The organism is Streptomyces sp. NPDC058751 (assembly GCF_042746485.1).
Classification (GTDB): Bacteria; Actinomycetota; Actinomycetes; order Streptomycetales; family Streptomycetaceae; genus Streptomyces.
In genome coordinates this window covers 1-26,253 of sequence record NZ_JBHYPZ010000058.1, presented here as the reverse complement: position 1 = coordinate 26,253, position 26,253 = coordinate 1, and the positions used below count along the sequence as shown (strand labels likewise).

18 protein-coding genes and 3 pseudogenes are annotated in these 26,253 nt (G+C 71.3%); 11 read left to right on the top strand and 10 right to left on the bottom strand.

The features are described 5' to 3' along the window. The first annotated feature begins 18 nt into the window (after nt 1-18). The 4 genes from ACFW6B_RS36710 to ACFW6B_RS36695 all read left to right on the top strand — a co-directional run bounded on the left by ACFW6B_RS36710 (nt 19) and on the right by ACFW6B_RS36695 (nt 3,797). Nucleotides 19-1,977, top strand: coding sequence for a sensor histidine kinase (locus tag ACFW6B_RS36710; RefSeq protein WP_386603362.1), 1,959 nt, complete (start codon nt 19-21; stop codon nt 1,975-1,977). Further along, nucleotides 1,974-2,648, top strand: a complete 675-nt coding sequence (locus ACFW6B_RS36705) for a response regulator (protein ID WP_386603360.1) — start codon at nt 1,974-1,976, stop codon at nt 2,646-2,648. Before ACFW6B_RS36710 ends, ACFW6B_RS36705 begins: the two co-directional genes overlap by 4 nt. A gap of 244 nt (nt 2,649-2,892) precedes the next feature. Continuing rightward, nucleotides 2,893-3,291, top strand: coding sequence for a hypothetical protein (locus ACFW6B_RS36700; protein ID WP_386603358.1), 399 nt, complete (start codon nt 2,893-2,895; stop codon nt 3,289-3,291). Nucleotides 3,292-3,488: 197 nt separating this feature from the next. Beyond that, nucleotides 3,489-3,797, top strand: a complete 309-nt coding sequence (locus ACFW6B_RS36695) for a sensor histidine kinase (protein WP_386603356.1) — start codon at nt 3,489-3,491, stop codon at nt 3,795-3,797. A gap of 72 nt (nt 3,798-3,869) precedes the next feature. Here ACFW6B_RS36695 and ACFW6B_RS36690 read toward each other — a convergent pair whose 3' ends face one another. From ACFW6B_RS36690 to ACFW6B_RS36680, 3 genes are read right to left on the bottom strand one after another with little or no spacing between them, the layout of a single operon-like run. Next, entirely contained in the window at nt 3,870-6,098 is a 2,229-nt protein-coding gene (locus ACFW6B_RS36690) for a bifunctional serine/threonine-protein kinase/ABC transporter substrate-binding protein (RefSeq protein WP_386603354.1), read from the bottom strand. Next, on the bottom strand, nt 6,098-8,386 hold the full coding sequence (locus ACFW6B_RS36685; RefSeq protein WP_386603352.1) for a bifunctional serine/threonine-protein kinase/ABC transporter substrate-binding protein: 2,289 nt from the start codon (nt 8,384-8,386) through the stop codon (nt 6,098-6,100). Before ACFW6B_RS36685 ends, ACFW6B_RS36690 begins: the two co-directional genes overlap by 1 nt. Continuing rightward, nucleotides 8,386-9,243: a hypothetical protein gene (locus ACFW6B_RS36680; protein WP_386603350.1), complete on the bottom strand. Its 858-nt coding sequence runs from the start codon at nt 9,241-9,243 to the stop codon at nt 8,386-8,388. The genes ACFW6B_RS36685 and ACFW6B_RS36680 overlap by 1 nt, the downstream gene beginning before the upstream one ends. A 379-nt stretch (nt 9,244-9,622) precedes the next feature. Here ACFW6B_RS36680 and ACFW6B_RS36675 point away from each other — a divergent pair, with 379 nt between their 5' ends. Then, a complete protein-coding gene (locus tag ACFW6B_RS36675; protein WP_386603348.1) occupies nt 9,623-10,573 on the top strand; it encodes a M28 family metallopeptidase in 951 nt (316 codons plus the stop codon). A gap of 177 nt (nt 10,574-10,750) precedes the next feature. On the opposite strand, the gene ACFW6B_RS36670 is transcribed toward ACFW6B_RS36675, so the two are convergent. Beyond that, nucleotides 10,751-11,590: a C45 family autoproteolytic acyltransferase/hydolase gene (locus ACFW6B_RS36670; protein WP_386603346.1), complete on the bottom strand. Its 840-nt coding sequence runs from the start codon at nt 11,588-11,590 to the stop codon at nt 10,751-10,753. 882 nt (nt 11,591-12,472) lie between these two features. After that, a pseudogene (locus ACFW6B_RS36665) lies at nt 12,473-12,771 on the bottom strand (Ig-like domain-containing protein); the annotation flags it as partial. Nucleotides 12,772-13,358: 587 nt separating this feature from the next. Between ACFW6B_RS36665 and ACFW6B_RS36660 the strand changes: the two are divergent. Beyond that, entirely contained in the window at nt 13,359-14,231 is an 873-nt protein-coding gene (locus ACFW6B_RS36660; protein WP_386603344.1) for a polysaccharide deacetylase family protein, read from the top strand. 116 nt (nt 14,232-14,347) lie between these two features. Here the strand turns inward: ACFW6B_RS36660 and ACFW6B_RS36655 are convergent, their stop codons facing one another. Next, nucleotides 14,348-14,755, bottom strand: a complete 408-nt coding sequence (locus ACFW6B_RS36655; protein ID WP_386603342.1) for a DUF3224 domain-containing protein — start codon at nt 14,753-14,755, stop codon at nt 14,348-14,350. 179 nt (nt 14,756-14,934) lie between these two features. On the opposite strand from ACFW6B_RS36655, the gene ACFW6B_RS36650 reads away from it, so the two are divergent. Next, nucleotides 14,935-15,225 carry a hypothetical protein gene (locus ACFW6B_RS36650; RefSeq protein ID WP_386603340.1) on the top strand — a complete coding sequence of 97 codons (291 nt, stop codon included), beginning with the start codon at nt 14,935-14,937 and terminating at the stop codon, nt 15,223-15,225. Nucleotides 15,226-15,483: 258 nt separating this feature from the next. Here the strand turns inward: ACFW6B_RS36650 and ACFW6B_RS36645 are convergent, their stop codons facing one another. The 4 genes and pseudogenes from ACFW6B_RS36645 to ACFW6B_RS36630 form a co-directional block, all read right to left on the bottom strand. Beyond that, complete coding sequence (locus ACFW6B_RS36645) at nt 15,484-16,071, bottom strand: SMI1/KNR4 family protein (RefSeq protein WP_386603418.1); 588 nt, start codon at nt 16,069-16,071, stop codon at nt 15,484-15,486. 453 nt (nt 16,072-16,524) lie between these two features. Further along, nucleotides 16,525-16,836, bottom strand: a pseudogene (locus ACFW6B_RS36640) (tyrosinase family protein); the annotation flags it as partial. 656 nt (nt 16,837-17,492) lie between these two features. Continuing rightward, nucleotides 17,493-17,639, bottom strand: a pseudogene (locus ACFW6B_RS36635) (VOC family protein); the annotation flags it as partial. Nucleotides 17,640-17,783: 144 nt separating this feature from the next. Next, nucleotides 17,784-21,125, bottom strand: a complete 3,342-nt coding sequence (locus ACFW6B_RS36630; RefSeq protein ID WP_386603337.1) for a S8 family serine peptidase — start codon at nt 21,123-21,125, stop codon at nt 17,784-17,786. Between the two features lie 197 nt (nt 21,126-21,322). Here ACFW6B_RS36630 and ACFW6B_RS36625 point away from each other — a divergent pair, with 197 nt between their 5' ends. The 4 genes from ACFW6B_RS36625 (at nt 21,323) to ACFW6B_RS36610 (ending at nt 26,117) form a co-directional block, all read left to right on the top strand. Further along, nucleotides 21,323-22,519, top strand: a complete 1,197-nt coding sequence (locus ACFW6B_RS36625; RefSeq protein WP_386603335.1) for a hypothetical protein — start codon at nt 21,323-21,325, stop codon at nt 22,517-22,519. Nucleotides 22,520-22,625: 106 nt separating this feature from the next. Further along, nucleotides 22,626-22,970: a protealysin inhibitor emfourin gene (locus ACFW6B_RS36620; RefSeq protein WP_386603333.1), complete on the top strand. Its 345-nt coding sequence runs from the start codon at nt 22,626-22,628 to the stop codon at nt 22,968-22,970. 228 nt (nt 22,971-23,198) lie between these two features. Further along, on the top strand, nt 23,199-23,537 hold the full coding sequence (locus ACFW6B_RS36615; RefSeq protein ID WP_386603331.1) for a hypothetical protein: 339 nt from the start codon (nt 23,199-23,201) through the stop codon (nt 23,535-23,537). 315 nt (nt 23,538-23,852) lie between these two features. Beyond that, nucleotides 23,853-26,117, top strand: coding sequence for an MMPL family transporter (locus ACFW6B_RS36610; RefSeq protein WP_386603328.1), 2,265 nt, complete (start codon nt 23,853-23,855; stop codon nt 26,115-26,117). The last annotated feature ends 136 nt before the right edge of the window (nt 26,118-26,253 follow it).

Sequence of the window (26,253 nt, the reverse complement as noted above, 5' to 3'; positions counted from 1 at the left end):
GCAGCGCAGAATGAGGTGGTGGCTGTGCGCGCAGCGGTGTGGTCGGTGGTGGCGTCGAGCGTGCTCGCCGTGGCGTTCGCCGGCTGGATGGCCACGCACGTCGCCCGGGGCGTGCCGCCCGGGGAGAGCCCGTTCCACCTCCTGCTGCTCGGCACCGTCCTGGTGTCCTGGGCCGCGACGGGAGCCGTCCTGGTCCGGCTGCGGCCGGGCAACCCGCTGGGCTGGCTGTTCCTCGGACTGGGCGCGAGCGGATCCTGGCAGACGGGTCTCGCCGCCTACGGAGCCGGCGCCGTGCTGGGCGGACACCACTGGCCCGCGGCCTCCGCCGTCGCCGCAGCGGCCGGCGGCGCCCACTACCCGATCCTGTTCTGTCTGCCCACCGTCGTCCTGGCGCTCTATCCCGAGGGCCGGCTCTCCGCGCGCTGGTTGCGCCGGCCCGTCACCGCGGCCGCCGCGGCCATCGCCGTGCTGACCCTGGCCGCCCCCTTCGACGCCCAGGCCTACGACGACGTCGTTCCCGGCGGCACCCCGCCACTGCCCCTGCCTCCCGCCACGCTCGCGCTCGTCAACGGCGTCTGCCTGCTGGTCATCGTGGTGTGCGCGCTGGTCATCACCGGCCACACCCTGGTGCGCCTGGTACGGTCCCGGCCCCCGCAGCGGCAGCAGTTGGCGTGGATGACGAGCGTCCTGGCCGCGCTGCTGACAGCCCTGTTCCTGGCACCCCGCCTGATCCACACCCTGCTCGGCGTGCTGCTTCCCGTCGCGGTGGCCGTCGGCGTGGTGCGCTACCGGATGCTGGGCGTGGAGATCGCGCTGCGCCGGACGCTGGTGTACGGAACGCTGACGGCCGTGGTCGCGGGTGTCTACCTGCTGGCCAGCGCGGGAGTGGGAGCGGTGTGGCCGAGCGGCGTCCTGCCCGGCGTACTCGCCGCCGCGGTGGTGGCGATCGGACTGAACCCCGCCCGCGAGCGGCTGCAACGGGCTGTGGACTGGTGGATCTACGGCGGCCGCCGCGACCCTCTGCGGGCCTTGATCCAGCTCGGGGACCAGATGGCGGACGTGGGGGAGCACGCCCTGCTGCCCGCTGCGCTGGAGGCGGTCAAAAGCGCCGTCCGTGCCCCCGCGGCCGGTGTGACCGACCCGGAGGGCAAGGCACTCGTCGTCCCCGCCGCACCGCCCGGTCCCTCCCATCGCGTCGAACTCCGCCTGGCGGGACGCGCGCTCGGCATGCTGACGGTGGCCGAACGCACTCCCGGTGAACCGTACGGCCGTGACGACAAACGCCTGTTGGCGGCCCTGGCACAGCAACTCGCCGTGATCGTCAGAGCGCTCGAACTCGGCGAGGCGGTCGCGGCCGAACGCGACCGGGTCGTGGAGGCCACCCGCGCCGAGCGCGACCGGCTGCGCACGGACCTCCACGACGGCCTCGGGCCCTCCCTCGCCGGGATCGGCCTGGGGCTGCAAGCCGCCGTGGACGGACTCGCCGCGGACGACACCGCCACGGTCACCACCCTCCTGGAACGCATCCGTGAGGAAGTCGTCGGCGCGGTCGCGGAGATCCGCCGCATCATCGACGGCCTGCGGCCCCTGGCCCTCGACCGGTTCGGCCTCGCCGAAGCGGCCCGCCGCCACGCCCTGTCCCTCGCCCCGGCCCTGGACGTCGACGTCCGTATCGACCCGCTGCCACCGCTGCCGCCCGCGGTGGAGAGCGCCGCCTACCGCATCCTCACCGAAGCCCTGACCAACGCCGCCCGGCACGCGCGGGCCCGCCACGTCGTCGTCGCCCTCACCACCGCGGACCGGCACCTGCGGATCACCGTCGCGGACGACGGGATCGGCACCCCCGCCGAACACCCCGTCGGCATCGGTGTCGCCTCGATGCGGCGCCGGGCCCACGCCCTGGGCGGCGGCTTCACCCTCACCGGAACGGACAGCGGGACGACCGTCACCGCCACACTGCCGCTGGAGGAACCGTGACAGCCGACCCCGCCGTCACCGTCGTCATCGCCGACGACCACCCCTTGTTCCGTTTCGGCCTCAAGGCCGCCCTGCACGGCCAGGAGAACATCACCGTCGTCGGGGAAGCGGCCGACGGACAACAGCTCCTGAGCGTCGTGGACGACACCCGCCCCGACGTCGTACTGACCGACCTGGCCATGCCCAACCTCGACGGCACCGAGGCCATCCGTGAACTGACGTCCCGTCACCAGGATCTCGGCGTACTGGTTCTGACCATGCACGACGACGACCAGGCGCTCATCGGCGCCATGCGCGCCGGCGCACGGGGCTATCTCCTCAAGGGCGCAGACCGGACCGAGATCGTACGCGCCGTCCTCGCCGTCGCCTCCGGCAGCGCCGTCTACGGCGAGGCCACGGCGCAGCGCATCAGCGCGTTCTTCACCCAGGCCAGACGCGACTACGTGGCGCAGGTCTTCCCCGAACTCACCGGCCGGGAAAGGGAACTCCTCGAACTCGTCGCCCAGGGGCACACCAACGACGAGATCGCCCGGAGGCTGTTCCTGTCCGAGAAGACGGTCCGCAACCACGTGGCCGCCATCATGAACAAACTCGGTACGGACAACCGCGCCGCCACCGTGGCCAAGGCACGGGACGCCGGCCTCGGCGGCCCCTCGATCGGCGAACACTGAGAACGCGGGCGAACACCGAGAACGCCTCTTCGGCCACCACGTACCGGTGGCCGGCGGTTTCCCCTCCGCCCGCCGCCTGCCGCCCGCCGTCCGTCCGGTGATCCGCCCCCTCACCAGGGCACCCCGCCCGGCCCGGCCGGGACCGCCGTCTCATGCGGCGGGCGTCCCGGGCGGCCGACAGTGGACATGCCTCGGCCGGGAACCCCGGAACCGAGAAACCCACCATGCGGAAGGAACACCCGTCATGTCCGGACCCTGGGACGCGAGTCTCAAGCAGCTCTACTTCGCCGACGACCAGACCTTGTTCACGGCCGACACCCTGACCATCGGACGGCAGTACGACGTCATCGCCGACATCGAGATCGGTGCCTCCCTCAACAGCTTCGCGGGACAGGACCGGCTCGTCGTCACGGTCACCAACCTCACCACCAACCAGGTGGTCCAGACCCGGACGGTGCCGCGCCAGCTCCAGCCCTCCGCGACCGTGCGCCGAGAGCCGGTCCGCGTCGACTTCGCGGCTCTGGACGCCACCAGGGTCTCCGACGGCGACGTCCTGCGGGCCACCGCCTCCTACCGGGTCTCGGCAGGAGTCAACACGGACCACGACGCGTCCCGGTCCGACACGACGATCGCCGTGAACTGACGAGACGCCTCGTCCGCCCGCGCGCCTCACCGGCGCCGAGCGGGAGCAGGAAACGGGAGGCCACACCCCGGCAGGGGAGGGGGTGGCCTCCCCTCGCGCGCCGGTCACGCGCCGGTAGTGAACCCGACGCCCCCTGGGAGGCCCACGTTCCGGCTCCATAGCGCAGGCACGCCCGCTCGGTGGCGTACACGATTCCCGTGAGCGTCACGATGGACGACCTGCCGTCGCTGCCGGCCGACGTGGAGGTCGCGGTGTACCGCATCGTGGCGGAGGCCGTCACCAACGCCGTCCGCCACGCGGGGGCACGGCACATCCGGGTCACGGCGCGGGCCGCGAAGGACTCGCTCCACGTCACCGTCGTCGACGACGGACGTGGAGCCGGGGGTTCCCCCGCCGGTGTCGGCCTGGACTCGATGCGCCGCAGGGCCGAGGCCCTCGGCGGAACGTTCCGCATCACGTCCCGGGCGCACGACGGTACGACCGTGGCCGCGACCCTCCCCCTCTGAAGCCCGCCGAGCGCCCGGCGGACGCGACCGGCCGGTCCGCACCCGGTCACGGCACGCGGCGGCCGCCCCGCTTCACGACACCGCGGCCTCCCGGTACTGCCCCAGGTACCGGAACGTGCCGTCGACGACCTGGAACTCGAACATCGCGTCGTGGTCGTAGCCGTACCCCGACTCGTACTCGACCGTGCGGGTGATGCCGGAATACGTGATCTCGGGCATCCGGCGGACGATCGCGCCCCGTTCCGTCAGCGCGGCGCCGTCCTTGTCACAGGCCCGGGCCAGGAACATCACGGCGTCGTAGGCCTCCGCCGCGTACCAGCCGGGGTCGGCCCGGAAGCGGGCGCGGTAGGCCGCCGTGAACGCGCGGGTGGAGGCACGGGCCGTCGGGTCGGTGAAGGAGGTGACGAAGACCCAGCCCTTCGCGGCGGCACCGGCCGACGTGATGAACCGTGGGTCGAAGGCGCGTTCCGTGGCCATCCGGGTACCGGTGAACCCGGCGGCGGTCAGCGCCGACGCGAATCCGGCGGTCCGGGCCGCGTCGCCGGTGAAGACGACCGCGTCCGCGCGGGCGGACCTCACCTCGGCGGCGAGTGACGCGTAGTCGATCCTCCCGGCCGGCACATGGGTCACCGTGACGTCCCGGCCGCTGCGCCGCAGTCCTTTCTCGGCCAGGTCGCACAGGGACCAGGCGAAGTCCCCCTGCGCCCGGTCGTCCACGAGGAGCACACGACGGGCGTCGACGTGGTTGCCGAGGTAGCGGATGCAGGGGGTGGAGAGGAGATCGTACGTGACGCGCAGCGCCGCATGGCAGTGGAAGACGCTCGTGCCGGACGTGGAGTTCTGTGTGCTGACGCCCACCGAGACGGACACGACGGGCATCACCGCCTCGGTGTACGTCTTCTCCGTGGCGGTGAAGCAGGCGTCGGTCGTGGGGCCCAGCACGGCGAGCACCTTCGCGTCCTTCGTCAGCCGGGCGGCCACCTCGCCGGCCCGCTCGGTGTCGCCGCCGTCGTCGTGCTCCCGCAGCTTGAGCCGGAAAGGGTGGTCCTTCCGCGCGTTGATCCGTTCGACGGCCAGCCGGGCCCCGTCGAGCTGGGCCTTCCCGGTCTCCTTGTGGGTGCCGGTCAGATCACCGTGGAACCCCACGACCAGTTCGGGGTGCGGACGGCCGGTCCCCGGCGGCGCGGACGTTCCCGGCTTCGCCCGGGTGCTCCACCACCAGGCACCGCCGCCTCCCGCCGCGAGGAGTCCCGCCGTCGAGCCGAGGCGCAGGAAGCCGCGGCGGCCGATCGCGCGCGCGGTGGGACGGGTGGCGGTGAGGGCCGTCAGCGTCGCGGCCTCCGGTGACGCCGTGTCCGCCGTGTCCGACGGTGGGGAGGCGGGCACCTGGGTCGGCTCGATCGAGCCGATGGCGAGCACGGCGGCGGACCTGTCGTTGATCAGCCGGGTGACCGGCGCGGGCAGCCAGTCGGACGGTCCGGCGGACTCGTCGGCCGTTGTCCCCCCGAGCGTCGCACGGAGCCGCGCGAGGCCCGGTCGGTCGGCCGGATCCTTGTGCAGGCAGGCTCTCAGCAGGGGTGCCAGACCGTCCGGGAGCGCTGCCGGATCGGGCTCCTCGTAGATCGTGCGCAGCAGCACCCCCGCCGCCGCGCCGCCGCCGAACGGCCGCACCCCGGTCGCGGCGAACGCCAGTACGCACCCCAGCGAGAACACGTCGCTGGGCGGGCCGATCTCGCCGCTCCGCGCCCGCGCCTGCTCGGGCGACAGGAAGCCGGGCGAGCCGACGACCACACCGCTGGAGGTGAGCGCGGTGCCCTCCGGGGCGCGGGCGATGCCGAAGTCGATGAGCCGTGGCCCGTCCGGGGCCAGCAGGACGTTCCCCGGCTTCACGTCCCGGTGCACGAGACCGGCCCCGTGCACCGCCTCGAGCGCCTCGGCGAGCCGCGCGCCCAGCACCCGTACGGAAGCGGGCGACAGCGGTCCGAAGGCCTCCACCGCCTCGGCGAGCGAGGGCCCCGGCACGTACGAGGTCGCCAGCCACGGCGTCTCCGCGTCGGCGTCCGCGTCCAGGAGCGGCACCACCCAGGGGCTGTCGACCTGTCGGGCGGTCTCGACCTCCCGGCGGAAGCGGGCCCGGAACCCGCTCTCGTCGGCGTACGAGGCCCTGACCGTCTTCACCGCGGCGATCGCCCCGCCCGGCGCGCGGGCCAGGAAGACCACGCCCATGCCGCCGGCGCCCAGCCTCCGCAGCAGACGGTAGCGGTCGATCCGGGACGGGTCGCCGGCCCGCAGCGGCTCCATCAGGCGGTGATCGGCGCGGGGCCGTCGTACACGAAGCGGCCCTGGTCCACCCGCCAGAGGAAGCCGCCGGTGCTGTCGATGACGATCATGCCGGTCTTCTCGAAGGCGAACGTCTTGGTGATGCCCTCGTACTTCCCGTCCCGTACGGCCGTGAGGAGGTTCTGCCGGGTGCGGCTCTTCGACGGCAGCCCGGCCAGGGCCTTGAGCAGCATGCCGGTCACGTCGTAGGCCTCCGCCGCGTACCGGGGCGGCGCCTCCTTGAAGCGCTCGCGGTAGGCGGCGGCGAACTTCCGCGCCTCGGGTTTGCGGGTCGCGTCGATGACCGGGGCCACCATCACCCAGCCCTCGGCCCCTTCCTGGGCCTGTGCCAGGAACCGCTCGTCCAGCAGCGCGGGGCCTGACACCCGCGCCCCCCGGAAGGCGCGTTCCCGCAGCGCCGCGGCGATCAGTGCTCCCCGGTCGGGCAGACCGGCGAAGAACACGGAGTCGGCGCCGGCGGAGAGGACCGAGTCCACCGCGCCGCCGAAGTCACGGCGCATCGCGCTGACCACCTCCGGCACGGACGGGTACGGGATGCTGTTGAGCGCGTTGCTCAGGGAACTGCCCAGATTCGTTCCGTAGACGCCGGCCGGACGGTCGACGACGATGCCGATCTTGCGCGATCGCGCGGCACCGCGCAGGTAGGCGCTCACGTAGACGGGCAGCACCGCGTCGGGCAACCGTGCCTGCAGGAACGAGCGGAACCCCTGGACGGACAGGGCGGTCGTGCCGGGGGACACGCCGACGACCGGCAGCAGCCCGGCGTCGTACGTCGCGAGCGCCGCCTGCCCGGTCTCGTCGGTGGTCGGGCCGACCACGGCGAGGACCGCCGGATCGTCGGTGAGTTCCGCGGCGACCCGGGCGGAGGCGGCCGGATCACCCTTGTCGTCGACGGCCTTGACCTTCACGGTGAACGGGGCGTCGTCGCGCGCGTTGAACTCCGCGACCGCGAGCCGCAGTCCGCGTTCCTGGGCCCGGCCCGTCGCCCGCTGCGGGCCGCTGAGGTCGCCGTGCAGAGCGACGGTGTGCACCGGCCGTCGCGAGGACGCGGCGGCGGGGGTCTTGCCCCCCGGGCCGTCGTCGCGTGCGGCCGCCCACCAGGTCCCGCCCGCCGCCAGCGCCGCGGCCCCGCCGGCGAGCAGCAGGAAACGACGCCGGCCGGCCGGACGGGAGTCCCGGGGCTCCGCCGGGGCGGACGTCTCCCGCGTGTCGGGCTCCGCCGGGCGGGCGGCGGACGGCGTGTCGGACGGCGCCAACGTGTGCTCGATGTCCGGCAGAGCGAGCGCGGCGGCCGAGCGCTCGGCGATCAGCCGGGTGACCGGCTCGGGCAGCCACCCGGACGCCCCCGCGTCCCGCGGAGCCGCCTCGGACACCCCTTCGTCCCGCGGTACGGCCCCGGACGCTTCCTCGTCCTCGGACGACCCCTCGCCCCGGGCCGCGCCGTCGGCCGTCAGCTCCCGCACCAGCTCGTCGGCGTCCGGACGCCGGGCGGGATCCTTCTCCAGACAGCGGCCCAGCACATCGAGCAGCCCCGCGGGCACCCCTTCCAGGTCCGCCGGGTCGTGGACGGCCCGGTACAGCAGGGCGTCGACCGCTCCGCCGCCGAACGGCGCCCGGCCGGTCGCCGCGAACGCCAGGACACAGCCGAGGGAGAACACGTCGCTCGCCGGGCCGATACCGTCCCCGCCCCGCCCCTCGGCCTGCTCGGGAGACAGATAGCCGGGGGTGCCGACCACCATCCCGGTCGCCGTGAGCGTGTGGTCCTCCGGCGCGCGGGCGATACCGAAGTCGATGAGCCGCGGCCCGTCATGGGCGATCAGCACATTGCCCGGCTTCAGGTCCCGGTGCACCAGCCCGGCCCGGTGCACCTCTCCCAGCGCCTCGGCCAGCCGGGCGCCGAGCAGCCGCAGACCGTGCTCGGGCAGCGGCCCGTACGCCGTCACGGCCTCGGCCAGCGACGGTCCGGGCACGAACGCCGTCGCCAGCCACGGCGCCTCGGCGTCCGGATCGGCGTCCACCAGCGGTACCACCCACGGGCTGTCGACCCGCCGGGCGACCTCGACCTCGCGGCGGAACCGCTCCTTGAAGCCCGGCTCCTCGGCGTACTCGGCGAGGAGCACCTTCAGCGCCACCAGCGCGCCGCCCGGCGTGCGCGCCAGGTACACCACGCCCATGCCTCCGGCGCCGAGCCGGCGCAGCAGGCGATGGTCCGCGACACGCGCGGGATCCGACGAACGCAGCGGCTCCATCAGCTGTCTCCTCCGAGCTCGAACTTCACGCGGTCGAGCATCGTGACGTTGGCGTGCGACGCGTAGTTGTTCAACTCGTCGTCCGAATAGCCCTTGGCGCCCTTGATCGACACCGCCAGGGTCACCGTGCCGATCCGGGTGACGTACCAGCGGTAGGTCTGCTCGCTGTTCCCGGTGAGGTACTTGCCCATTTCCATGACCTGGTCGTCGGCGTAGGTGTTGCTGCCCTGGCCGTAGGGAGTGGCAGCCGACATGAGTCCGGTGATCCGCTCGTCGGTACGGACCTGCTGCTGCCGGCAGCGCAACGGCTCCTCCAGGGTGGAGGCCAGCCGCTCGTCGGCGCCGCGCACAGTGGTGTGCACGGTGACCGCCGCGCTCACCTTGAGCTCGCCCTTCTTGCCGGCGGCGGGAATCTCGCTGTAGCGGGACAGGGAGGCAAGGACGCCCCGGGGCAGCGTCCGCCGCTCCCACCGGCACTGCTCGTCCAGCACGGCGAAGGTGCCCTGGGTGCTCGCGGCCGGCCGCTGCGCCCGGAAATTCGCGCCCCACTCGTGCGGCTCGAGCGCGACGGCCGCCGCCAGCGCCTCACCACGGCTCTTCTTCCTGGGCACCTTGGCGGGATCCGCCCGGAACAGCGCCGAGAACGCGTCACCGCCCGAGGGGGACGCGGACGGGGCGGCCGTGGGGGAGCCGGGCGCGGCCGTGGCGGATCTGGAAGGCGCCGAAGCGCTCGGCCCGGCCGCCTTGTCGTCGTCCGCGGAAGTGCAGCCGCCGAGCAGCGCGGCCGCCGTCGCGACCGACGCGACGATCCGACCTGGCCAAGTCCTTCCGCGCACAACGGTGTTGCCGTCGTTCATCCCCCGCCCCCTCGCTCACGAGCACCCGCCCGCGTGTGGTGATCGTATCGACGGACGCGAGGAGCGGGCGGGCGGTTGCACGAACAAAGGACAGGCCGATCGGGTGTGTCGGCGGCTTCGTCCTCCCGGTATCCCGGGAGGGCCGGGAACGGTCATTCGGCGGCCGTACGAAACGGCGACGGCGCGCGGGGGCGCCCGCGGGCGTCGTCGCCCGAAGAGGTATCCGCTATGCGAACGCGGGTGACTGGATACCGCTCTTGACGGCACGTCAGTATCACCTTCACCATCCAGGCACCCCATTCACCCTGGAATCCCCGGACACCCCGCGCTCCCCTCGTGGGAACTCCGCCGGATTCCCTGGAATTCGGAGTCCCCCCACATGAAGCTCTCCATTCCCGGGCGTGCTTCGGCGACCGCTGTCGTCACGGTCGCCGCGCTGCTCACCGGTGGTTCCATAGCCGGGGCGGCCCCCGCCCCCGAGGCGGTGGCCGCCGCGGCGCCCGACCTCCCCGTGGCCAACGTCAAGGCCCACCTCGCCCAGCTCCAGTCCATCGCCACCGCCAACGGCGGCAACCGCGCGCACGGCCGCACCGGTTACAAGGCGTCCCTCGACTACGTCAAGGCCAAGCTGGACGCGGCCGGGTTCACCACGACCGTCCAGCAGTTCACCTCCGGCGGCCGCACCGGCTACAACCTGATCGCCGACTGGCCCGGCGGCAACACGAGCCAGGTCGTCATGGCCGGCTCCCACCTGGACAGCGTGACCACGGGCGCCGGCATCAACGACAACGGCTCCGGTTCGGCGGCCGTGCTGGAGGCGGCACTCGCCGTGGCCCGGTCCAACTACCAGCCCACGAAGCACCTCCGGTTCGCCTGGTGGGGCGCGGAGGAACTGGGCATGGTGGGCTCGCGCTACTACGTCAACAGCCTCACCACCGCGAACCGCGCGAAGATCAGCGGCTACCTGAACTTCGACATGATCGGCTCGCCGAACCCGGGGTACTTCGTCTACGACGACGACCCGACCATCGAGAAGACCTTCAAGACGTACTTCACCGGGATCGGCGTCTCCACGGAGATCGAGACCGAGGGCGACGGACGCTCGGACCACGCGCCCTTCAAGAACGTGGGCATTCCCGTCGGCGGCCTGTTCAGCGGTGCCGACTACATCAAGACGTCCGCCCAGGCCGCCAAGTGGGGCGGCACCGCGGGCAAGGCGTTCGACGCCTGCTACCACTCCTCGTGCGACACGTCGTCGAACATCAACGACACGGCGCTGGACCGGAACGCGGACGCGCTGGCGTACGCGGTGTGGACGCTGTCGGCGTAGGCGCGCTTCGACCGCGGGCCGTCCGCGCCGCTTTTCACGAGTGGTTCGGCGGGCGCGGACGAGGAGCTGCTTCGCATCCTCTTCCCGCAGTTCATGGCGTTGCGAGGCGTGCTGACGCTCCGGTCTGCCGTTCGGCCGCCCGTCGATGGACGGGCGGCCGAACGGCGGCAGGGGCCTTCAGCCGGCCTGGCCGATGGTCATGGTGCGGGAGCCCGGAGCGAAGTCGCCGAAGGACTGTTCCCAGGACTCGCCCGGCCAGTAGTAGGTCACACGGCCTTCGGAGGGCCGGTAACGGGCGGTGTAGACGGTTCCCAGGCCCTCGTCATACGCGTATTGGTACAGCGGCGGCTTCAGCATCGCCGCCACGTCCGTGCCGGTGGCGCGGACGGCGCTCAGCCGCTCCTGGGTCCTGGAGAACTGCTCCTGCTCGTCAGGCACCGGCATGTGCTGATGGTTGGCGGCACAGGCGTCCGGTGCCTCGGTCAGTGGGATGTCCGGCCCCACGAACACCGTCCGTGCCTGTTCGGGATCGACAAGGGTGACGTTCTGCGGGATCGCGATCGGTATGGACTTCAGCTTGCCGACCGCCTCGTCGACGGTGGTGCACGTCTCCAACAGGTAGCGCAGGACGATGAGGACGGCGAAGCCCGGGCCGTGGACGAATCGCCCGCCGAAGGTGAGTGAGACCGCGAGCCCCGCGTCGTTCATCCCGTCCAGCAAACCCCAGGCGGCGTCCTGCATCCCGATCACCGGCCGCAGGAAGTGGGAGGAGACGATGGTGCCCTCACAGTCGTCGGGGCTGAAGTCGTAGTTGCGCAGCAGAGTGCCGTCTCCACCCGTCTGGGTGCAGCCCGAGAAGAACGGCCGCAAGGCCGCGAAGGTGAGGAAGGTCTCTCCTTCGGGCCGGTCGAGCTGACCGGCGAGTCGATCGAGCACGGGGACCAGTTCCGGCATGTGCTCCTCGAACAGCCTCCGAGCGCGGTCCGAGCCCTCCGAGGTCCGGCTCTCCTCGGTCATCCACCTCTCCGCGAGCGGCCACAGAGCCCGTGCGTGGGTGGCCCATCGCCCGTCGCTTCCGTCGCCGATCTCGATGGCACGAAAGGTCTTCCGCCGTTGGCCCATGGCTGCCGCTCCCTCGCGGATGTCCGGTGAAGTGATGGCAACCTAGCCAATTTCGCAGGTGGTTCACCAGATCGGACATGGCCGGTGGAGGCTCCAGGCCATCCGCCACGGCTTCCGAGGGGCTGGCGGGATCCGTTCCTGCGAGCGGCAGTTGCCCGTGCTGCGGCATGATGACGGCCATGGACATGGACACGTGCGACTGGGTGACCCTCTTCCATTTCGAGAACGTCCCCGGCTGCCCGCGGCCCGGCCGGCTCATGGCGGTTTGACTGCGCGACCGGGGAATCGACTGGTACCCCTTCACCGAGTACGACGTCCGGATCGACCACATGTGCGGGGTGCGTTCCGACGGACACTGGCACGGCACGATCGTCGTCCGCGTTCGCGGGGACGTCCTGCGACGGCTCGGCCTCCATCCCGATCAGCCGACATCGGGTCCGGCGGATCCCGTGCCACCCAAGTGGTGGGGCCCCTGGGCGCGCGCCGGTGAGCTGCCGACCCGGGCGAGACGTTCGGCCGGCCAGGCGAAACCGTTGTCGGGGTTGCGGAAGGAATAGCGACCGTCGTTGACCGGACAGCCGCCCTCGGCTGTTCTCCAGTGGGCGGGGCCGCACGGCCCCTGGTCCTCGAGGATTACCGCGGCAAGCCGTTCGGGTGCACGGGCGCGCAAGGCGGCGGCGAGGCGCTGGACAGCGTCATTCTGAAACGGTCGGCAAGAGGGGGAGGGTGTCAAGTCGGATGGGCACTGCCCGCGTTGATCGCCGGCGTGCCGTTCCGGGACACCTTCATGTGCTTTTCCACCGCGGCCCGTTCCTTCGCCGCCACCGGGTTCGTGAAGACCACCGAGACCGGCATCGCCACGCCGACCGTGGTTCCCGTCCGCGGGGTGATCGTTTCCAGCGGCATCGGCGGGCCCGCGGGTTTCATCGGTGACGGAGAGGCGCTCGCACTCGGGTTGCCCGAAGCCTTTGCGTCCCCGCCCGCCTTGTCGCAGCCGTCTCCGCCGCAGGCACTCACCCCCGCCAGCACCGCCCCGTGACGAGTGCGATCCCTGTGCCGTCCTTGCTCCGTCCCACGACTTGCCCCGCCCTCTCGCTCTTCGGCCCTGACGGGCCCGGCCGGTGCCGGACAGCGAAGGCGTGGGCCGCAGTTGCGCGCGACGCCTGAAATGTCTCTCAAACCCCGGCACACACCATCGGACCGGGAATGCCGTAACTCCCTGCGGAGCGCGTCAGGGTGTGATGCGATTCACGTCGAGGCGCGCGTGGACGTGAACGTCCGACATCCCTGCTTTCCTGCATGGCTGAAGTGCAGTCGCATGCTGTTCCGCTGCCGACTGCGGACGGCCCGGGGCCCCGGACCGCGGACGGTGCGCGGAGTGCGAACTCGACCCCGCCCTCGATGACTTGGCTCCAGACGTAGATGCCGACGGTGAAGTGTCCCCGGCCGTCGCCGATGCACACCCGACACTCCCCGGGGGACCGCCCGCAGGTGCCGGCCCGGTCCAGGCCACCGTTCGCGGAGTTGTCCGTGCCTCTTCCCGGGATTGTCCATGATCACTGATGGATGCATCCTGTGACCGTCGCCTGCCGTCCTGCCGTCCTGCCGGATGGCCGGAAGGCGACCGAAGGCCGGCGAGGAACTGCGGGAAAGTGGGGCGGGCATGGCACGGCACGGTGGCGGGCGGGGCTGGTACGGCAAGATGGCCGGGGTGGCGCTCGGGGTGACGGTGCTGGCCGCCGGTGCCTCGGTGTGGACCGCGCAGGCCGGTGTCGTGCGCGGCTCGTCGCCCGAGGCGGCCTCGTCGGGCACGCCCGACACTCCGGCCTCGTCGCCCCGGGCGGCCGTGTCGGCCAAGCCGGGCGGTGAGGCCAAGCCGGGCGGTGAGGTCGAGTCGGGGGCGCCGGGCATACCGGGTGGTGAGGTCAAGGCGGTGGCGGTGAGCATCGTGCACGCCTCGGACGCGGGGGCGCGTGGTGTCAACATCACCATCGACGACGGCCCCGACCCCGTGTGGACCCCTCAAATGCTCGACGTGCTGCGGGAGCACGGGGTGAAGGCCACGTTCTGCATGGTGGGGACGCAGGCGCAGGCCCACCCGGACCTCGTGAAGAGGGTGGTCGCGGCCGGGCACCGGCTGTGCGACCACTCGGTGTCGCACGACACCGCCATGGACAGGAAGTCCCCGGCCTACCGGTCACAGCAGATACTCGACGCCGAGCGCATGATCACCAAGGCGTCCGGGGGCGTACGGCCGATGTACTACCGTGCCCCCGGCGGCGCCTTCACCCCCGACAGCCGCAAACTGGCCGCTTCCCGGGGCATGCGGCCGCTGGGCTGGAACGTGGACACCAAGGACTTCGAGAAGCCGGGCACGGACGCCATCGTCGCCACGGTCGAGCGGGAACTCCCCAACGGACCGACACTCCTCTTCCACGACGCGGGCGGCGATCGCTCCCAGACCGTCGAAGCCCTGCGCCGCATCCTCCCCCGGCTCAAGGAGCAGGGCTACTCCTTCGGCTTCCCGGTGCACTGAATCGTTTCCGGAGACCGAGTGGTGGTGAGTCGTGCAGGCCGATCATGAAAGCCCAGCACACTCGTCATCACCGGTTTGCGGATTTCCCAACGGAGTCATCCACGAGGGAGAGCACTTCAACGGCCGAACTCGTAGTCGAACCAGATCCGGTGGGTGCCGTCCGCGTCGACCGCGATGCCGCCGGTCCCGGTGATCCCGGCCAACGCGCCCGTTCCACTGGCCGGCACGATGACGAAGAACTCGCTCTCCCTCCCTTCGCCCAGGGTCGTGGCGGAGTGTGCGAAATTGAAGGCGCCGGCCTGCCCGTGGATCGTCCCCTCGAAGGACTCCATGGCGACGTACGTCCCCGCCCCGTGGGACTGGTCGAACGCGGCCGTGAACAACGTGGCGGAGCGGCCGGCGATCTCGCCCTCGTACTGCTTCTCCATCGTGGAGACACCGACGGGCAGCGCCGTCTCGATCGCGGGGCTCGGCACCGGCGCCGGGGTGAAGCCGGCGACTCTGAACGTTCCTGAAGCTCGCATACCAGGATCGTATGCCGCACCACTGACATCACCCTGCCTCGGTAGACTCCGGGCATGAACAGCCAGGGGCGGGGGCCCTTTACGGGCTGTGTTTCGCTGTCGCGCTCGGCTGGGGGGCCACCGGGCTTGTCGAGGGCGGGTGCGAGTGGAGTTCCAACGGCCGGCGCTGGGCGTGCGGGGTGCCGGACGGCTACGGCCGGTACACGGCTGTCTTCGTCATCGCGGCCCTCTCGTTTCCGCCCCTGTGCTGGACGATGATCCGTACCGACGACTGGCGACCGTCGTTGGGGTTCTCCGTCGGTGCTGCGGTTGCTCTGGGAATCACCCTGTCCGCGGGCACCACCCGAGGATTCCTGCTCCTGGCGGCGGTCGAGGTGGCCCTCGGCGTAGCGGTGCCGTTGGTCCTCAGGAGAGTCGGGCGCGCGAAGACGCGGGCGAAGAAGGCGGGCAGGACCTCCACGCCGACTTGAGTGCACGTACGTGTGCTGAACGCCCGGGCCCGGGTCGTTTCGTTCCTCGGCGCCGATCAGCCCGAGGAGAACGCCCCGGACGGAGCGGTCCGCGTCCGGCTCAAGGACTTCAGCACCGGGCCGGGGCAGATCCCGGACAGACAGGTAAGGGCGAGGATCGCTTTCACCACGTACCGGCCTGGTCGCATTCCGACTTGCGGCGATCACAGGCTTCTTCACCGAGCCCGGCTTGTCGTGATACTTCGCCACCACTGGTGGTCAGATCTTCGAAGCGAGACGGTGTCGATTCGGATGAGCGTGGAGTCGGGGTGAGGTGAGTTCCAGGGCGCGGTTGTCCAGGCCGGTGGCCATGTGGTCGAGCCATCGTTCGTACCAGGCGAGAAAGTCCGGGGCGGAGGAGACGTTCGGGCCCCGGAAGCCGTCGGCGTTGCCGATGAGCATGCGTCCGGTGAGAGGGCCGGTGACGCCTATGAGGACGAGATCGCTGCAGCCACGTTCGATGATGTGCAGGAAGAGGTGACCGTCGCGCGTGGAGCGGTGGGTCCGGGTGAATCCTCTTGAACCGGTGTCGGCGCCAGTGGGGTTCATCGTGAACAGGGCGCAGCTTTCCAGCGGGATCAATCCGTAATACGGGGACGCGCCGCTGCGGCCCATGCTCGTGAGGAAGTCTCGATAAGGCCGTGGGAGTTCCACGTCGTGCTCGGCTTCAAAGGCGTCTGCCCGGGCTTCGGGCAGACGGGGGCCGAGACGGAATCTGTGCCGCTCTTCGCCGAAGGAATGGCTTCGGTCGGGTGCGTAGGGGATGTGCGCCAGCTTGCGTCGCAGCCGCGGGATGCGGGAGTCCATGCGAGCTCTTCTCTCGTGTCGCCCGTAATCTATCGCGCGGCGCAAGAGATCAGCCTGCGGGTATGACTCGCTTCCGCGGCAGCTGGAAGTCGGCCCGTTCGATCTGTCAGGGCAACGAGTCATAGGTGTAGTACTCGCGCCGGTCCAGCATGCTTCAGATGTTGGTGAAGAACGCCTTCGGCTGGTCGAGCGGGTCGTCGATCCGTTCGCCCTCATAGGGATTGGCCGGGGCCACGTGCGGGGTCCACCCTTCGAGGCGGCCTCGGAAGCCGTCCGAGACGGCGCTGTAGTCGACGACGTCGTACCGTCTCCCGGCTTCGGATTCGGCCCGGAGGAAGCGAAGGCGAGTGCGTTCTTCACGTCCACCGTGGTGGGCAGGCTGTCCCAGTTCGCGCCGAACTCCCTTGTCAGGCTTCGGCCGTCGCCGCCGTTCGACTGGACGGGTTGCCCGTGGTCGTCGCTCTCGACGCGTACGGTGAAGCTGTTCGGGTCGCCGGGGCGATAGGCGAACGGCCTGTCCGAGACGGGGTTGCCTTGGCCACCCATGCGGTTGGGCGCCCAGATCGGGGCTCCGGAGCCGTTGTCGGCGTCGGCCGACCAGTCCCAGTACGGCAGCCCGAAGGTCTTGTCGTCCCCGAGCACTCGCTGACACTGGCCCTCCAGATAGAGGAGCATCAGCCGGTGCCACGGCAGGAAGACCGGCCCGCGGTGGGCCCAGTTCCGCAGCATGGGATTGCCGTTCGGCGGGATGGGAGTGTTGCTCACCCGGAGGTGCCACAACACGAACACGTCGAAGCTGTAGACCGGATTCTTCGGTCCGGGGATCCCGAAGTCGACGGTGGACTTGCCGGATTCCTCATGCTTCAGCAAGTTCACGGCCTTGATGTACTTGGCCAGCGCATCCGGATTCTGCTGGGCCTGGTGTCTCCGTCGGCCTGGTCAGGCGGGCCAGGTGTTCCGCCAGAACCTTGGGCGCGGCAGTGTAGGCGAGTTCTTCCGGCGCGGTGGCTGATGTCATGGCTGGACTCCCTGATGGTGCTGGTTCGCAGGGGCCGGGGAGTTCGGGCTGAAGGTCGCCGTCGGCCGGGTTGCCTCGGTGCGACTCGGCGAAAGGGCCCGCCGTGACGGGCTGCCCGCCCCTCGCCTCTACGACCGCCGCGCCGACTCGGCTTGTCCATTCGGCCCTATCCACGAGCAGCGGCCACGACACCGTTCGCTCGCCGTTGGTTCAGGACCAGCTGCCGGTGCCTCCCCCGGTACCCAGGAGCTTCGATCTCGTCACCGACGGGACCCTGTCCTGGACGGCGCCCTCGGACGGCGACCCGGCCACGCCGATCCACCGGCCGGCCGCGAGCGCACCGGGAACGAGCGGCGTACGAGGGCCGCGCCCGTTGCCGGTGCGCGGCCCTCGGAACATGGGCTTACGAGGTCCAGCCGCCGTACGGCACGGTGATGAGCTCCATGGCGTGGCCCACCGGGTCCATGAAGTACACGCCGCGGCCGCCGTCGTTGTGGTTGATCGTGCCGGGCCGTCGTCGGTGCGGGTCGCCGTAGATCCTAGTGCCGCGTCGGCCAAGGTTCGCCCCGTCGCGACGCCCGGCACTTCCCCAGGCTCTTCGAGCAGGGGGACCCCATGACGCCGCTCCTTGACGGGCGAACCTTGACTGACGCGGCACTAGCCGCCGTGCGGTGGTCACCGTCGTGCGGTCACCTCACGGCGCGAGCCGGTAGGCGTTCACGATCGTCTCCCGCACGGTGTTGCCGCCCTTGTCCTTCAGGTCTACGCGGAAGGACACGGCCCCGGCCGTCGCCGGGTGCTTCACGCTCACCGAGCGCGCCCCCTTCGCGTCGGTCCTCACCGTGAGCCGCTTCCAGGTCGCGCCCCCGTCGTAGGAGACCTTGACGGTCAGCGCCGCGACCTGCCCGGCCGCCCGGGCCGCGCCGCCCAGCCGCAGCGGCACCTTCAGCGTGCCGCCCGCCGGAGCCGTCCCGCTCAGACTCAGCCTCGGCGAGAGCCGTACCGTCGACAACGGCAGCACTTCCGACTGGTCCTCGGCCGGACGGGCCGAGGTGAACGTCCAGACCGAGGAGACCTTCGTGCTGGTGGAGGTGTCCTCGGCGGAGCGGCTCGCCTCCACGCTCAGGCGGTACACCGCGGAGGGGGCCGCGACCTCGGCGCTCAGCCAGTCGTTGCTCGACCCCTCGGCGATGACCCGGCCGCCCGACTCCAGCCGGGCGAAGCCGTCGGTGACCACCGATGAGCCCGAGTGACCGCTGCCGTCGTTGAACAGCTGGACGCTGGCGTCGATGTAGTCGCCGTACCGGCTGGCGTTCTGTTCGTTCCCGGCCTCCAGATCGGGGCCGACCACACCGGTGTTGAAGTTCAGCGTGTGGCGTGTGCCCGGCCTGTAGGACACCGGGCCCTTGCTGTAGATGATGCGCTGCTCGTCCTGGGCGTTGAGCTGCGCCGCGCTCCAGTGCCAGCGCACGCCGGTGGTACTGACGTACTGCGTGCTGGTCAGCGGCAGACTCTGCTCGACCGGGTCCTGCGTGCCGACGCCGTAGCCGCTCCTGTCCGTCGGCGTCACCCAGATCCGGCCCTTCGCCCCGGTGACGGACGCGCCGAAGCCGAGCTTCACCTCGGCGAGGTCGGCCCGGGTGACGGTGCGGTCGAGGCCGGTGAACCACCTGCCCGTGCGGTGGAAGGCGAGCCGGTAGTCGACGTTCTCGCCCGCCGTGCCGGGGGCCTTCCACACACCGTTGTACTGCGCGCGCAGGCCGGCGCCGGCCGGGCCGAGCGCCGCGGTGAGGATCTGGGTCTGGCCGCTGGTGACCCAGTAGTTGCTCGTCCCCGCGGCCTGGTCGTCGTATCCGACGGTGGCGCTGACCAGTCGTGCGTCCGGATCCGGGAGGGTGACGGCGAACGGCTTGGCCTTGCGGGAATCGAGGTCGATCGTGGTCTTCGCCGTCACCTTCAGCACCGGCTGGACGAAGACGGCCAGCTTGTCGTCCGGGTTGTAGACGAAGCTCTCCAGCTGGTAGTCGCCCTTGGGCAGCCGCCGGGTGATGACGCCCGTCGGGTGGTTCGGGAAGTCGATGTGCTCCGGCACGTCCGTGCCGACCGTGGTGATCGTGCTGTAGTAGCTCCACGGAGCCGCGCCGTCGACACCCGTGTGCCGCAGGGTGACGTCGTACGACTCCACCTCGCGGACGACCGCCAGGCCGGTGCGCACCGACTGGCCGTCGCCCTCGGCCAGCACGCTGCCGCCGAACGTACCGTCGGCCGAGCCCTGGCGGGTGTCGGCGGTGACGGTGGTCGTCGCGCTGCCGCCGGCGGGGACGGTCAGCTCGGCGTCCTTCACGGTGAACATCCCGGCCGGGGCCGGGCTGCCCGACGCGTCGGTCCCGGCCGCGCTCAGCCGGAGTGTGACGGCCAGGTCGCCGTAGTTGCGGTAGGTGAGGGACTTCGTGACCGACTCGTCGTCGGCGTGCGGCCACAGCTGTGTGCCGAAGTCGAGCGAGCCGGGCTCGGAGACGAGGGAGGCGGTGGCCGCCCGTTCCAGGTCGACCCGGCCCGCGCCCTGCCGGGAGGCGTCGAGCTCCGGGTTGGGCTTGGCCGATCCGGTCAGCAGCGCCTTGATCCGGGCGCCGCTCCAGGTCGGGTGCTGCTGGAACAGCAGGGCGGCGGCGCCCGCCACGTGCGGGGCGGACATCGAGGTCCCGCTCATGGTGGTGTAGCCGTCACCCGAGGACTCCGGGCTCTTCGTGGTCAGGGCGGCGGTGATGTCGACGCCCGGGGCGGTGATGTCCGGCTTGGACTCCCCGGTGGCTGTCGGGCCGCGGCTGGAGAACGGCGCGATCCGGTCCTGCTTGTCGACCGCGCCGACGGTGAGTGCCTCGGGGGCGCTGCCGGGCGAGTTGATCGTGCCGGGCCTGTCGCCCGAGTTGCCCGCGCTCACCACGAACAGGGCCTTGTCGGAGAGCCGGGCGACCGCCGCCTCCATCGGGTCGACGTCCTCGAAGTCGTTGATCCCGATGCTCATGCTGACGACCTGCGCGCCCTGGTCGACGGCCCACTGCATGCCTCTGACGATGCCCGAGGAGTTGCCGAAACCGCCGTCGCTCAGGACCTTGCCGTCCAGGAGCTGCACGTCGGGCGCCACGCCCTTGTAGCGGCCGCCCGACCGCGCGCCCGTCCCGGCGAGGATGGAGGCCACATGCGTGCCGTGCCCGTCGCGGTCCTCCGGACCGGGCGACGAGCTGAAGTTCTTCTCCGCGATCTCGACGCCCTGGAGGTCGGGGTGGTCCTGGTCCACCCCCGTGTCCAGGACCGCCACCTTGACGCCCTTGCCGGTGTGGCCCGCCTTCCACATGGCGGGCGCGCCTATCTGCGGCACGCTCGTGTCGAGGGTGGCCCGGACCTTGGCGTCCAGCCACAGGCGGGCGATGGGCGCCGCGGGAGCGGCTTTCGCCGCGCGGGCCGGAGCGCGGCCCGCGACCGCCGACCACAGGGTCCTGACGTCGGCCTTGGGCGCGTCGAACGACTCTCCGGCGACCGCGGGCAGCGGGCGGCGGTGGCGGGCGACACCGCCGAGCGGGTCGCCGGAGGCGGCGAGGCTCCTCGCTCCGGCTTCTTTCTGCCGGTAGCCGACGATCAGGGGCAGCGTGCTGCGGTGCGCGTCGTCGTACCCGTCCTCGACCAGCTGGGCGACGTCGAAGAGCCGCCGGTCGAGGACGCCGTCGGCGACCATGCGCAGGGCGTCCCGCGGGATGACGTACGTGTGCCCGGCTTCGCGTCGTACCGAAAAGCCGGTCTCTTCACGACCCTTGCCGCGGACGAGCCGGACGACCCGTCCGCCGGAGCCGACGACGACGCGGTCGCCGGTGATCAGCGTCACGGTCGCGGTCGACGACGGCTTCGCCTTTCTGCCCTGCTGCGCGGGGGAGTTCACGGTCTGTGCCGACGGGTCGCCGGCCGGCGCCGCCCCTGTGATCAGCGTCCCGGCCATCACGGCGGCCAGTACCGCCGTTCCCCCTCGTAATCTGGGTCCCACCCACGTTCCTCCGTCTTCGTGGACATGTCGATCTGCCCTCCGTACCACGTGTTTGACGTGGTGTTCGGTTCTCGTGGGGCGCAAGTGAATGTGTTCCGCCGGCGGATGAGCCCCGGTGCGTGCCGGCGCCCCGGGGCGACGCACCCCTGTTCGGGGCAATCGGCACCCGCACCCGGCTGAATGCGGACCATGAGCGCATGGGACTCGGTCGATGGATTCGAAGAAGGGTGCCGGGGCGGTACTCGGAGTGGTACCGAGAGCGGCACTCCTGGGAGCTCGGTGAGGACACCCTCGCCTCGGTCCGCAAACTCAGGGCTCTGATCGGTGAGCGAAAGCGCGCGATGCAGGCTTCCGGCGGGCCGGAGGGCCAGAAGATTCTGGGCGCGGCCGAGGAAGAGCTCGAGTGCGCGGAGAAGACCGTGACGTTCGACGTGCACCGCCGGGCGCCGTTCGGGTCGCATGTCACCGTGGCACAAATCCACTTGAATACCGCACGCCTGCTCTGGCTGAAGTCGTTCCTCCCGTCCCCCGACGAAGTGGCCCCTTACCTTCCGGGACTCCTCGCCGTGGTCAGGGAACACCTGACGCGAGACGACCCGCGCAGGATCGCCACGGAGATCGTGATGGAGAAGTACGCGCGCAGACGTCTCATCGACGAGACGGAACTGATCGCCGTCCTCGAAGCCGTGGAGGTCGCGCACGGCGTGGCCCTGCGCGAGAAGCTGCGCGCGGGCAGTTTCGTGCGCATCGTCTGCGGGGTGGCCGTCTTCCTGTTCGTCCTGGCGACGATGGTGGCGGTACTGACCGCCGTCTTCCCGGACTCGGTGCCGCTGTGCTTCGACTCTCCACGACCGAGTGCCGAACCCACTGAGAGCGGGAAGGTTTCCTATGCGATCGTCTGTCCCACGAGCAGCCAGAACTCTCCCCAGTCCACTGAACTCGACCAGAACTTCGCCGCCGTCACGACATGGGGTGACTACCTCGTCGTGGAAATCGTCGGCCTGGTCGCCGCCGGAGTCGCGGCCGCGTCGGCGCTGCGCAAGATCAGGGGCACGTCGACCTCTTACCCGGTTCCGGTCACCCTCGCGGCACTGAAGCTCCCCGCGGGTGCCCTCACGGCGGTTCTCGGCCTTCTCCTCATGCGGGGAGGATTCGTGCCCGGACTCACCGCGCTCGATTCCTCGGCCCAGATCATCGCGTGGGCCGTCATCTTCGGATATTCGCAGGAACTCTTCACCAAGTGGGTCGACCGGCAGGGCCAAAGGGTCCTGGAGTCGGTGCACGGCCCCCTGGATCCCCCGGCCCCCGGCGGCCGTACCACGGTGATCCATTCAGGGCCCGCGCATGGCGCCGGATCGGCGAAGACCCGCTCGGACGAGGAGGCCGGAGGATGATCGGCCAGCCGGAACGGCGGGCACGCGGAGCCTGTCCCAGGGCCTCCTGCCCGGCGCCGCTCCGCCGGCCGCCGGGCCCGAAGTGACCGAGCGTGCGCAGAAGTTGTTGCCTGAGGAAACTCCCGGCAGGGTCCGCGTCATCCTGGAGATGAAGGTGACCTGGGAAGTGCACGGAGGCCAGGCGGCCGCGGTCCGCCTGGGTCTCCCGCCCAAGGCGCTGGACTCCGACACCCTCCCCGAGAACGCGGCGGGGGAGCTGGAGCGGCTGGTGGCGGCGGCCGTCCCCGAGACCGAGGAGGAACGGCCCAGCCGCGCAAGGGACGCGATGAGCTACACGATCACGGTTGAGGACGGCGGCCGCTCGACCGCTCCGACCCGGTCCGACGCCACGATGTCCCCGGCGTTCGCGGCCTTGCCCGGCCGGCTCGAGGAACACGTCGCACAGCGGTGACACACGCTGGTGAGCACCGCCCGCGCGCTCGTGTCGACAGGCGTGGCTCGAAGCGATGGGCGGAGACTCGTCCTCGGCGGGGCCCCGGACCTTCGGGGAAGACCCGCTGCACCTCACCCTGCGGCGAACGCCCCGCCTGCCCCGCGTCCTCGCCGTCGCCGCCGGACGAAGCGCCACTGGCACCGGCACGGGTCCATGGCTACCGTGTGCCGGACACCAGGGGGGCGCATGACTTCGTACATCTGCAAGGTCTGCCGTGAAGCGGTGGCGGACGGGCCGGGGCACGAGGCGCGGTCCTCGATCACGCACTCGTGCGACCGGACATCCGCACCGGGGTCCCGCGCATCGGCCGATGCGCGGCAGGCCGCCCCTTCGAAGCGCCCTCCGTGGCGAACGGGCCGCTCGTCCCGGCCCCGTCCGTGGGCCCGGCTTCCCCGCGCCGTCCGGTTCCTGGTCCTGCTCGGTGTCCTCGCGCTCGCCTTCGCCTTCGGTCTGCGGGTCACGGACGCGGGCGGGGACCGCGTCACGCACTGCCCGGAGAACGTCCACCGACACGACGTGTGCTGACCAGGACGTCCGGCGCGTATGCACGCAGCCCGTCGAGCATGTTCCCAGCCCGCTTCACAAGTACCGACCCGCATCGGCCATTTCGCGGCCTCAAGTAGCTCCGGGCCGGGCGGCCGGCGAGGTGCGACTGGCCGGAAGTGATCCCTCCGCTCGAAGTCCGCTCGAGGACCGGTCCTGGCCCACGGGGAAATCCGGCCCACCGACGGCCGACTGGGTCAACGTGTGTGCATGTCGGAGCCGACCGCACGGTGTTCACGCCCGGGCGGTCGGCGGCATGTATTCCTCCTTCCCTGCTCGATGGGAGTGCGGTTTTCCGTGGCTACCTTCCTTTACAGACTCGGCCGCTTCGCCTTCCGGCGGCGCGGCCTCGTGACCCTGCTGTGGGTGCTGATCGTCTTCGGCGTCGGTGCCGCGGCCTCGTCCGCTCCCACACCGCCGGCCGAACAGTTCTCGATGCCGGGTACCGAATCGCAGAAGGCGTTCGACCTGCTCGAGGAGAAGTTCCCGGACGCCGGCGCCGAGGGCGCCACCGCCCGGGTGGTGATCCGCGCGCCCGAGGGCAAGAAGATCGCCGACGAGAAGCCGGCCGTCGACAAGCTCGTCGGCGAGCTCGGCGAGGCACCTCAGGTGGGGGGTGTCGCCGACCCGTTCACGGCCCACTCGGTCAGCGAGGACGGCCGCACCGCCTATGTGGTGGTGTCCTACGAGGTCGCCGCCACCGAACTGACCGACGCGGCGCACGACGCGCTCACCGGGGCGACCGACCGGGCCCGCGACGGCGGTCTGACCGTCGAAGCGGGCGGTGACGCGGTCGCGGTCGAGCAGACCGCCTCCGGCACCGGTGAGCAGATCGGCGTGCTGATCTCGGCCGTCGTGCTGTTCCTCACCTTCGGCTCGATGATCGCCGCCGGTATGCCGCTGCTCACCGCCCTGATCGGAGTGGGTGTCGGCGTCTCCGCCATCACCGCGCTCGGTTCCACGCTCGGGCTGTCCGCCACGACGTCGACCCTCGCGATGATGATCGGCCTCGCGGTCGGCATCGACTACGCCCTGTTCGTCGTCTCCCGCTACCGCTCCGAGATCACCGAGGGCCGCACTCCCCAGGAGGCCGCGGGCATCGCGGTCGGCACCGCCGGTTCGGCCGTCGTCTTCGCCGGGGTCACGGTCATCATCGCGCTGGCCGGCCTCGCGGTCATCGGCATCCCGATCCTCACCAAGATGGCCCTCGCCGCGGCGGGTACGGTCGCCGTCGCCGTACTGATCGCGGTCACCTTCGTTCCCGCCCTGCTCGGCTTCGCGCCGCGCCGGGTGCTGCGGGTCGCGGACCGCCGCCTCGTCCGTACGAAGAAGCCCCTGTCGGCACGCAAACAGAGCAGGTCCGAGAAGAAGGCCGCCGAGCTGGCCGCGCGGACCAAGCCGAACCTGTCCACCCGCTGGGCCTCCTTCGCCGTGCGCCACCCGCTCGGTGTGCTCCTCGTCGCGGTGGTCGGCCTCGGCGCGCTCGCCCTGCCCGCCACCAAGCTGGAGCTCGGCCTGCCCGGCGAGGGCACGATGGCGACCGACACCACCCAGCGCAAGGCGTACGACCTGCTGTCCGACTCCTTCGGGCCCGGTTTCAACGGCCCGCTGACGGTGACCGTCGAGGGCGAGGACGCGGCCGCCGCCGGAGACGAGGTCGGCGAAGCCCTCAAGAAGACCGCGGGCGTCGACTCGGTCTCGGGGGCCGTCGCCAACAAGGCGGGCGACACCGCCATCCTCACCGTCGTCCCGAAGACCGGACCGACCGACTCCAAGACGGAGAAGCTGGTCATGGACATCCGCGCGAAGGCGTCTTCGCTCGCGGCGTCCGCCGGCGCCACCGAGATCCTGGTGACCGGCCAGCCCGCGCTGTTCATCGACTTCTCGCAGACCCTGTCCGACGCACTGCTGCCCTACCTGGCCCTGGTGGTCGGCCTGGCCTTCCTGCTGCTGCTCCTGGTGTTCCGGTCGGTCCTGGTCCCGCTGAAGGCGGCGCTCGGCTTCCTGCTCTCGGTGAGCGCGGCGCTCGGCGCACTGGTCGCGGTGTTCCAGCTGGGCTGGGGCGCCGGCTTCTTCGGCGTCGAGCAGACCGGCCCGATCATGACGACGCTGCCGATCTTCATGATCGGGGTGGTCTTCGGCCTCGCCATGGACTACGAGGTCTTCCTGGTCACCCGGATGCGCGAGGCGTACGTCCACGGCACCCCGGCGAGGGGAGCCGTCGTCACCGGCTTCCAGCACAGCGGCCGGGTGGTCGCGGCCGCCGCCGTCATCATGATCAGCGTCTTCTCGGGCTTCATCATGGAGACCAACGACCTGGTCGCGATGATGGGCTTCGGCCTGGCCTCGGCCGTCCTGTTCGACGCCTTCGTGGTCCGGATGGCGATCGTGCCCGCCGTGCACTCGCTGCTCGGCGAAGCCGCCTGGTGGCTGCCGAAGTGGCTCGACCGGCTGCTGCCGAACGTGGACGTCGAGGGCGAGGAACTGCAGCGGCGGCTGGGGTCCGCTCCGCCGGAGGCACCGCTGGACACCCCGGAGCACGAGCGGGACCTCGTGCACTGAGCGATGCGCGGATGACCACCGCGGCCCGGCGCGACCTGGTTCAGGTAGCGGCGGGCGCGGCCGGGGGCACCACCAACGCGACCGACGGCCACGGCACCGAAAAGGTACAACCGGCAAACTCCGGCACCCAACCCGG

Bases quoted from the DNA above. Each gene is read 5' to 3' on its own strand.
- ACFW6B_RS36700 (WP_386603358.1), top strand. From the start codon at position 2,893: ATGTCCGGACCCTGGGACGCGAGTCTCAAGCAGCTCTACTTCGCCGAC.
- ACFW6B_RS36690 (WP_386603354.1), bottom strand. From the start codon at position 6,098: ATGGAGCCGCTGCGGGCCGGCGACCCGTCCCGGATCGACCGCTACCGT.
- ACFW6B_RS36685 (WP_386603352.1), bottom strand. From the start codon at position 8,386: ATGGAGCCGCTGCGTTCGTCGGATCCCGCGCGTGTCGCGGACCATCGC.
- ACFW6B_RS36680 (WP_386603350.1), bottom strand. From the start codon at position 9,243: ATGAACGACGGCAACACCGTTGTGCGCGGAAGGACTTGGCCAGGTCGG.
- ACFW6B_RS36675 (WP_386603348.1), top strand. From the start codon at position 9,623: ATGAAGCTCTCCATTCCCGGGCGTGCTTCGGCGACCGCTGTCGTCACG.
- ACFW6B_RS36670 (WP_386603346.1), bottom strand. From the start codon at position 11,590: ATGACCGAGGAGAGCCGGACCTCGGAGGGCTCGGACCGCGCTCGGAGG.
- ACFW6B_RS36660 (WP_386603344.1), top strand. From the start codon at position 13,359: ATGGCACGGCACGGTGGCGGGCGGGGCTGGTACGGCAAGATGGCCGGG.
- ACFW6B_RS36655 (WP_386603342.1), bottom strand. From the start codon at position 14,755: ATGCGAGCTTCAGGAACGTTCAGAGTCGCCGGCTTCACCCCGGCGCCG.
- ACFW6B_RS36645 (WP_386603418.1), bottom strand. From the start codon at position 16,071: ATGGACTCCCGCATCCCGCGGCTGCGACGCAAGCTGGCGCACATCCCC.
- ACFW6B_RS36625 (WP_386603335.1), top strand. From the start codon at position 21,323: ATGGGACTCGGTCGATGGATTCGAAGAAGGGTGCCGGGGCGGTACTCG.
- ACFW6B_RS36615 (WP_386603331.1), top strand. From the start codon at position 23,199: ATGACTTCGTACATCTGCAAGGTCTGCCGTGAAGCGGTGGCGGACGGG.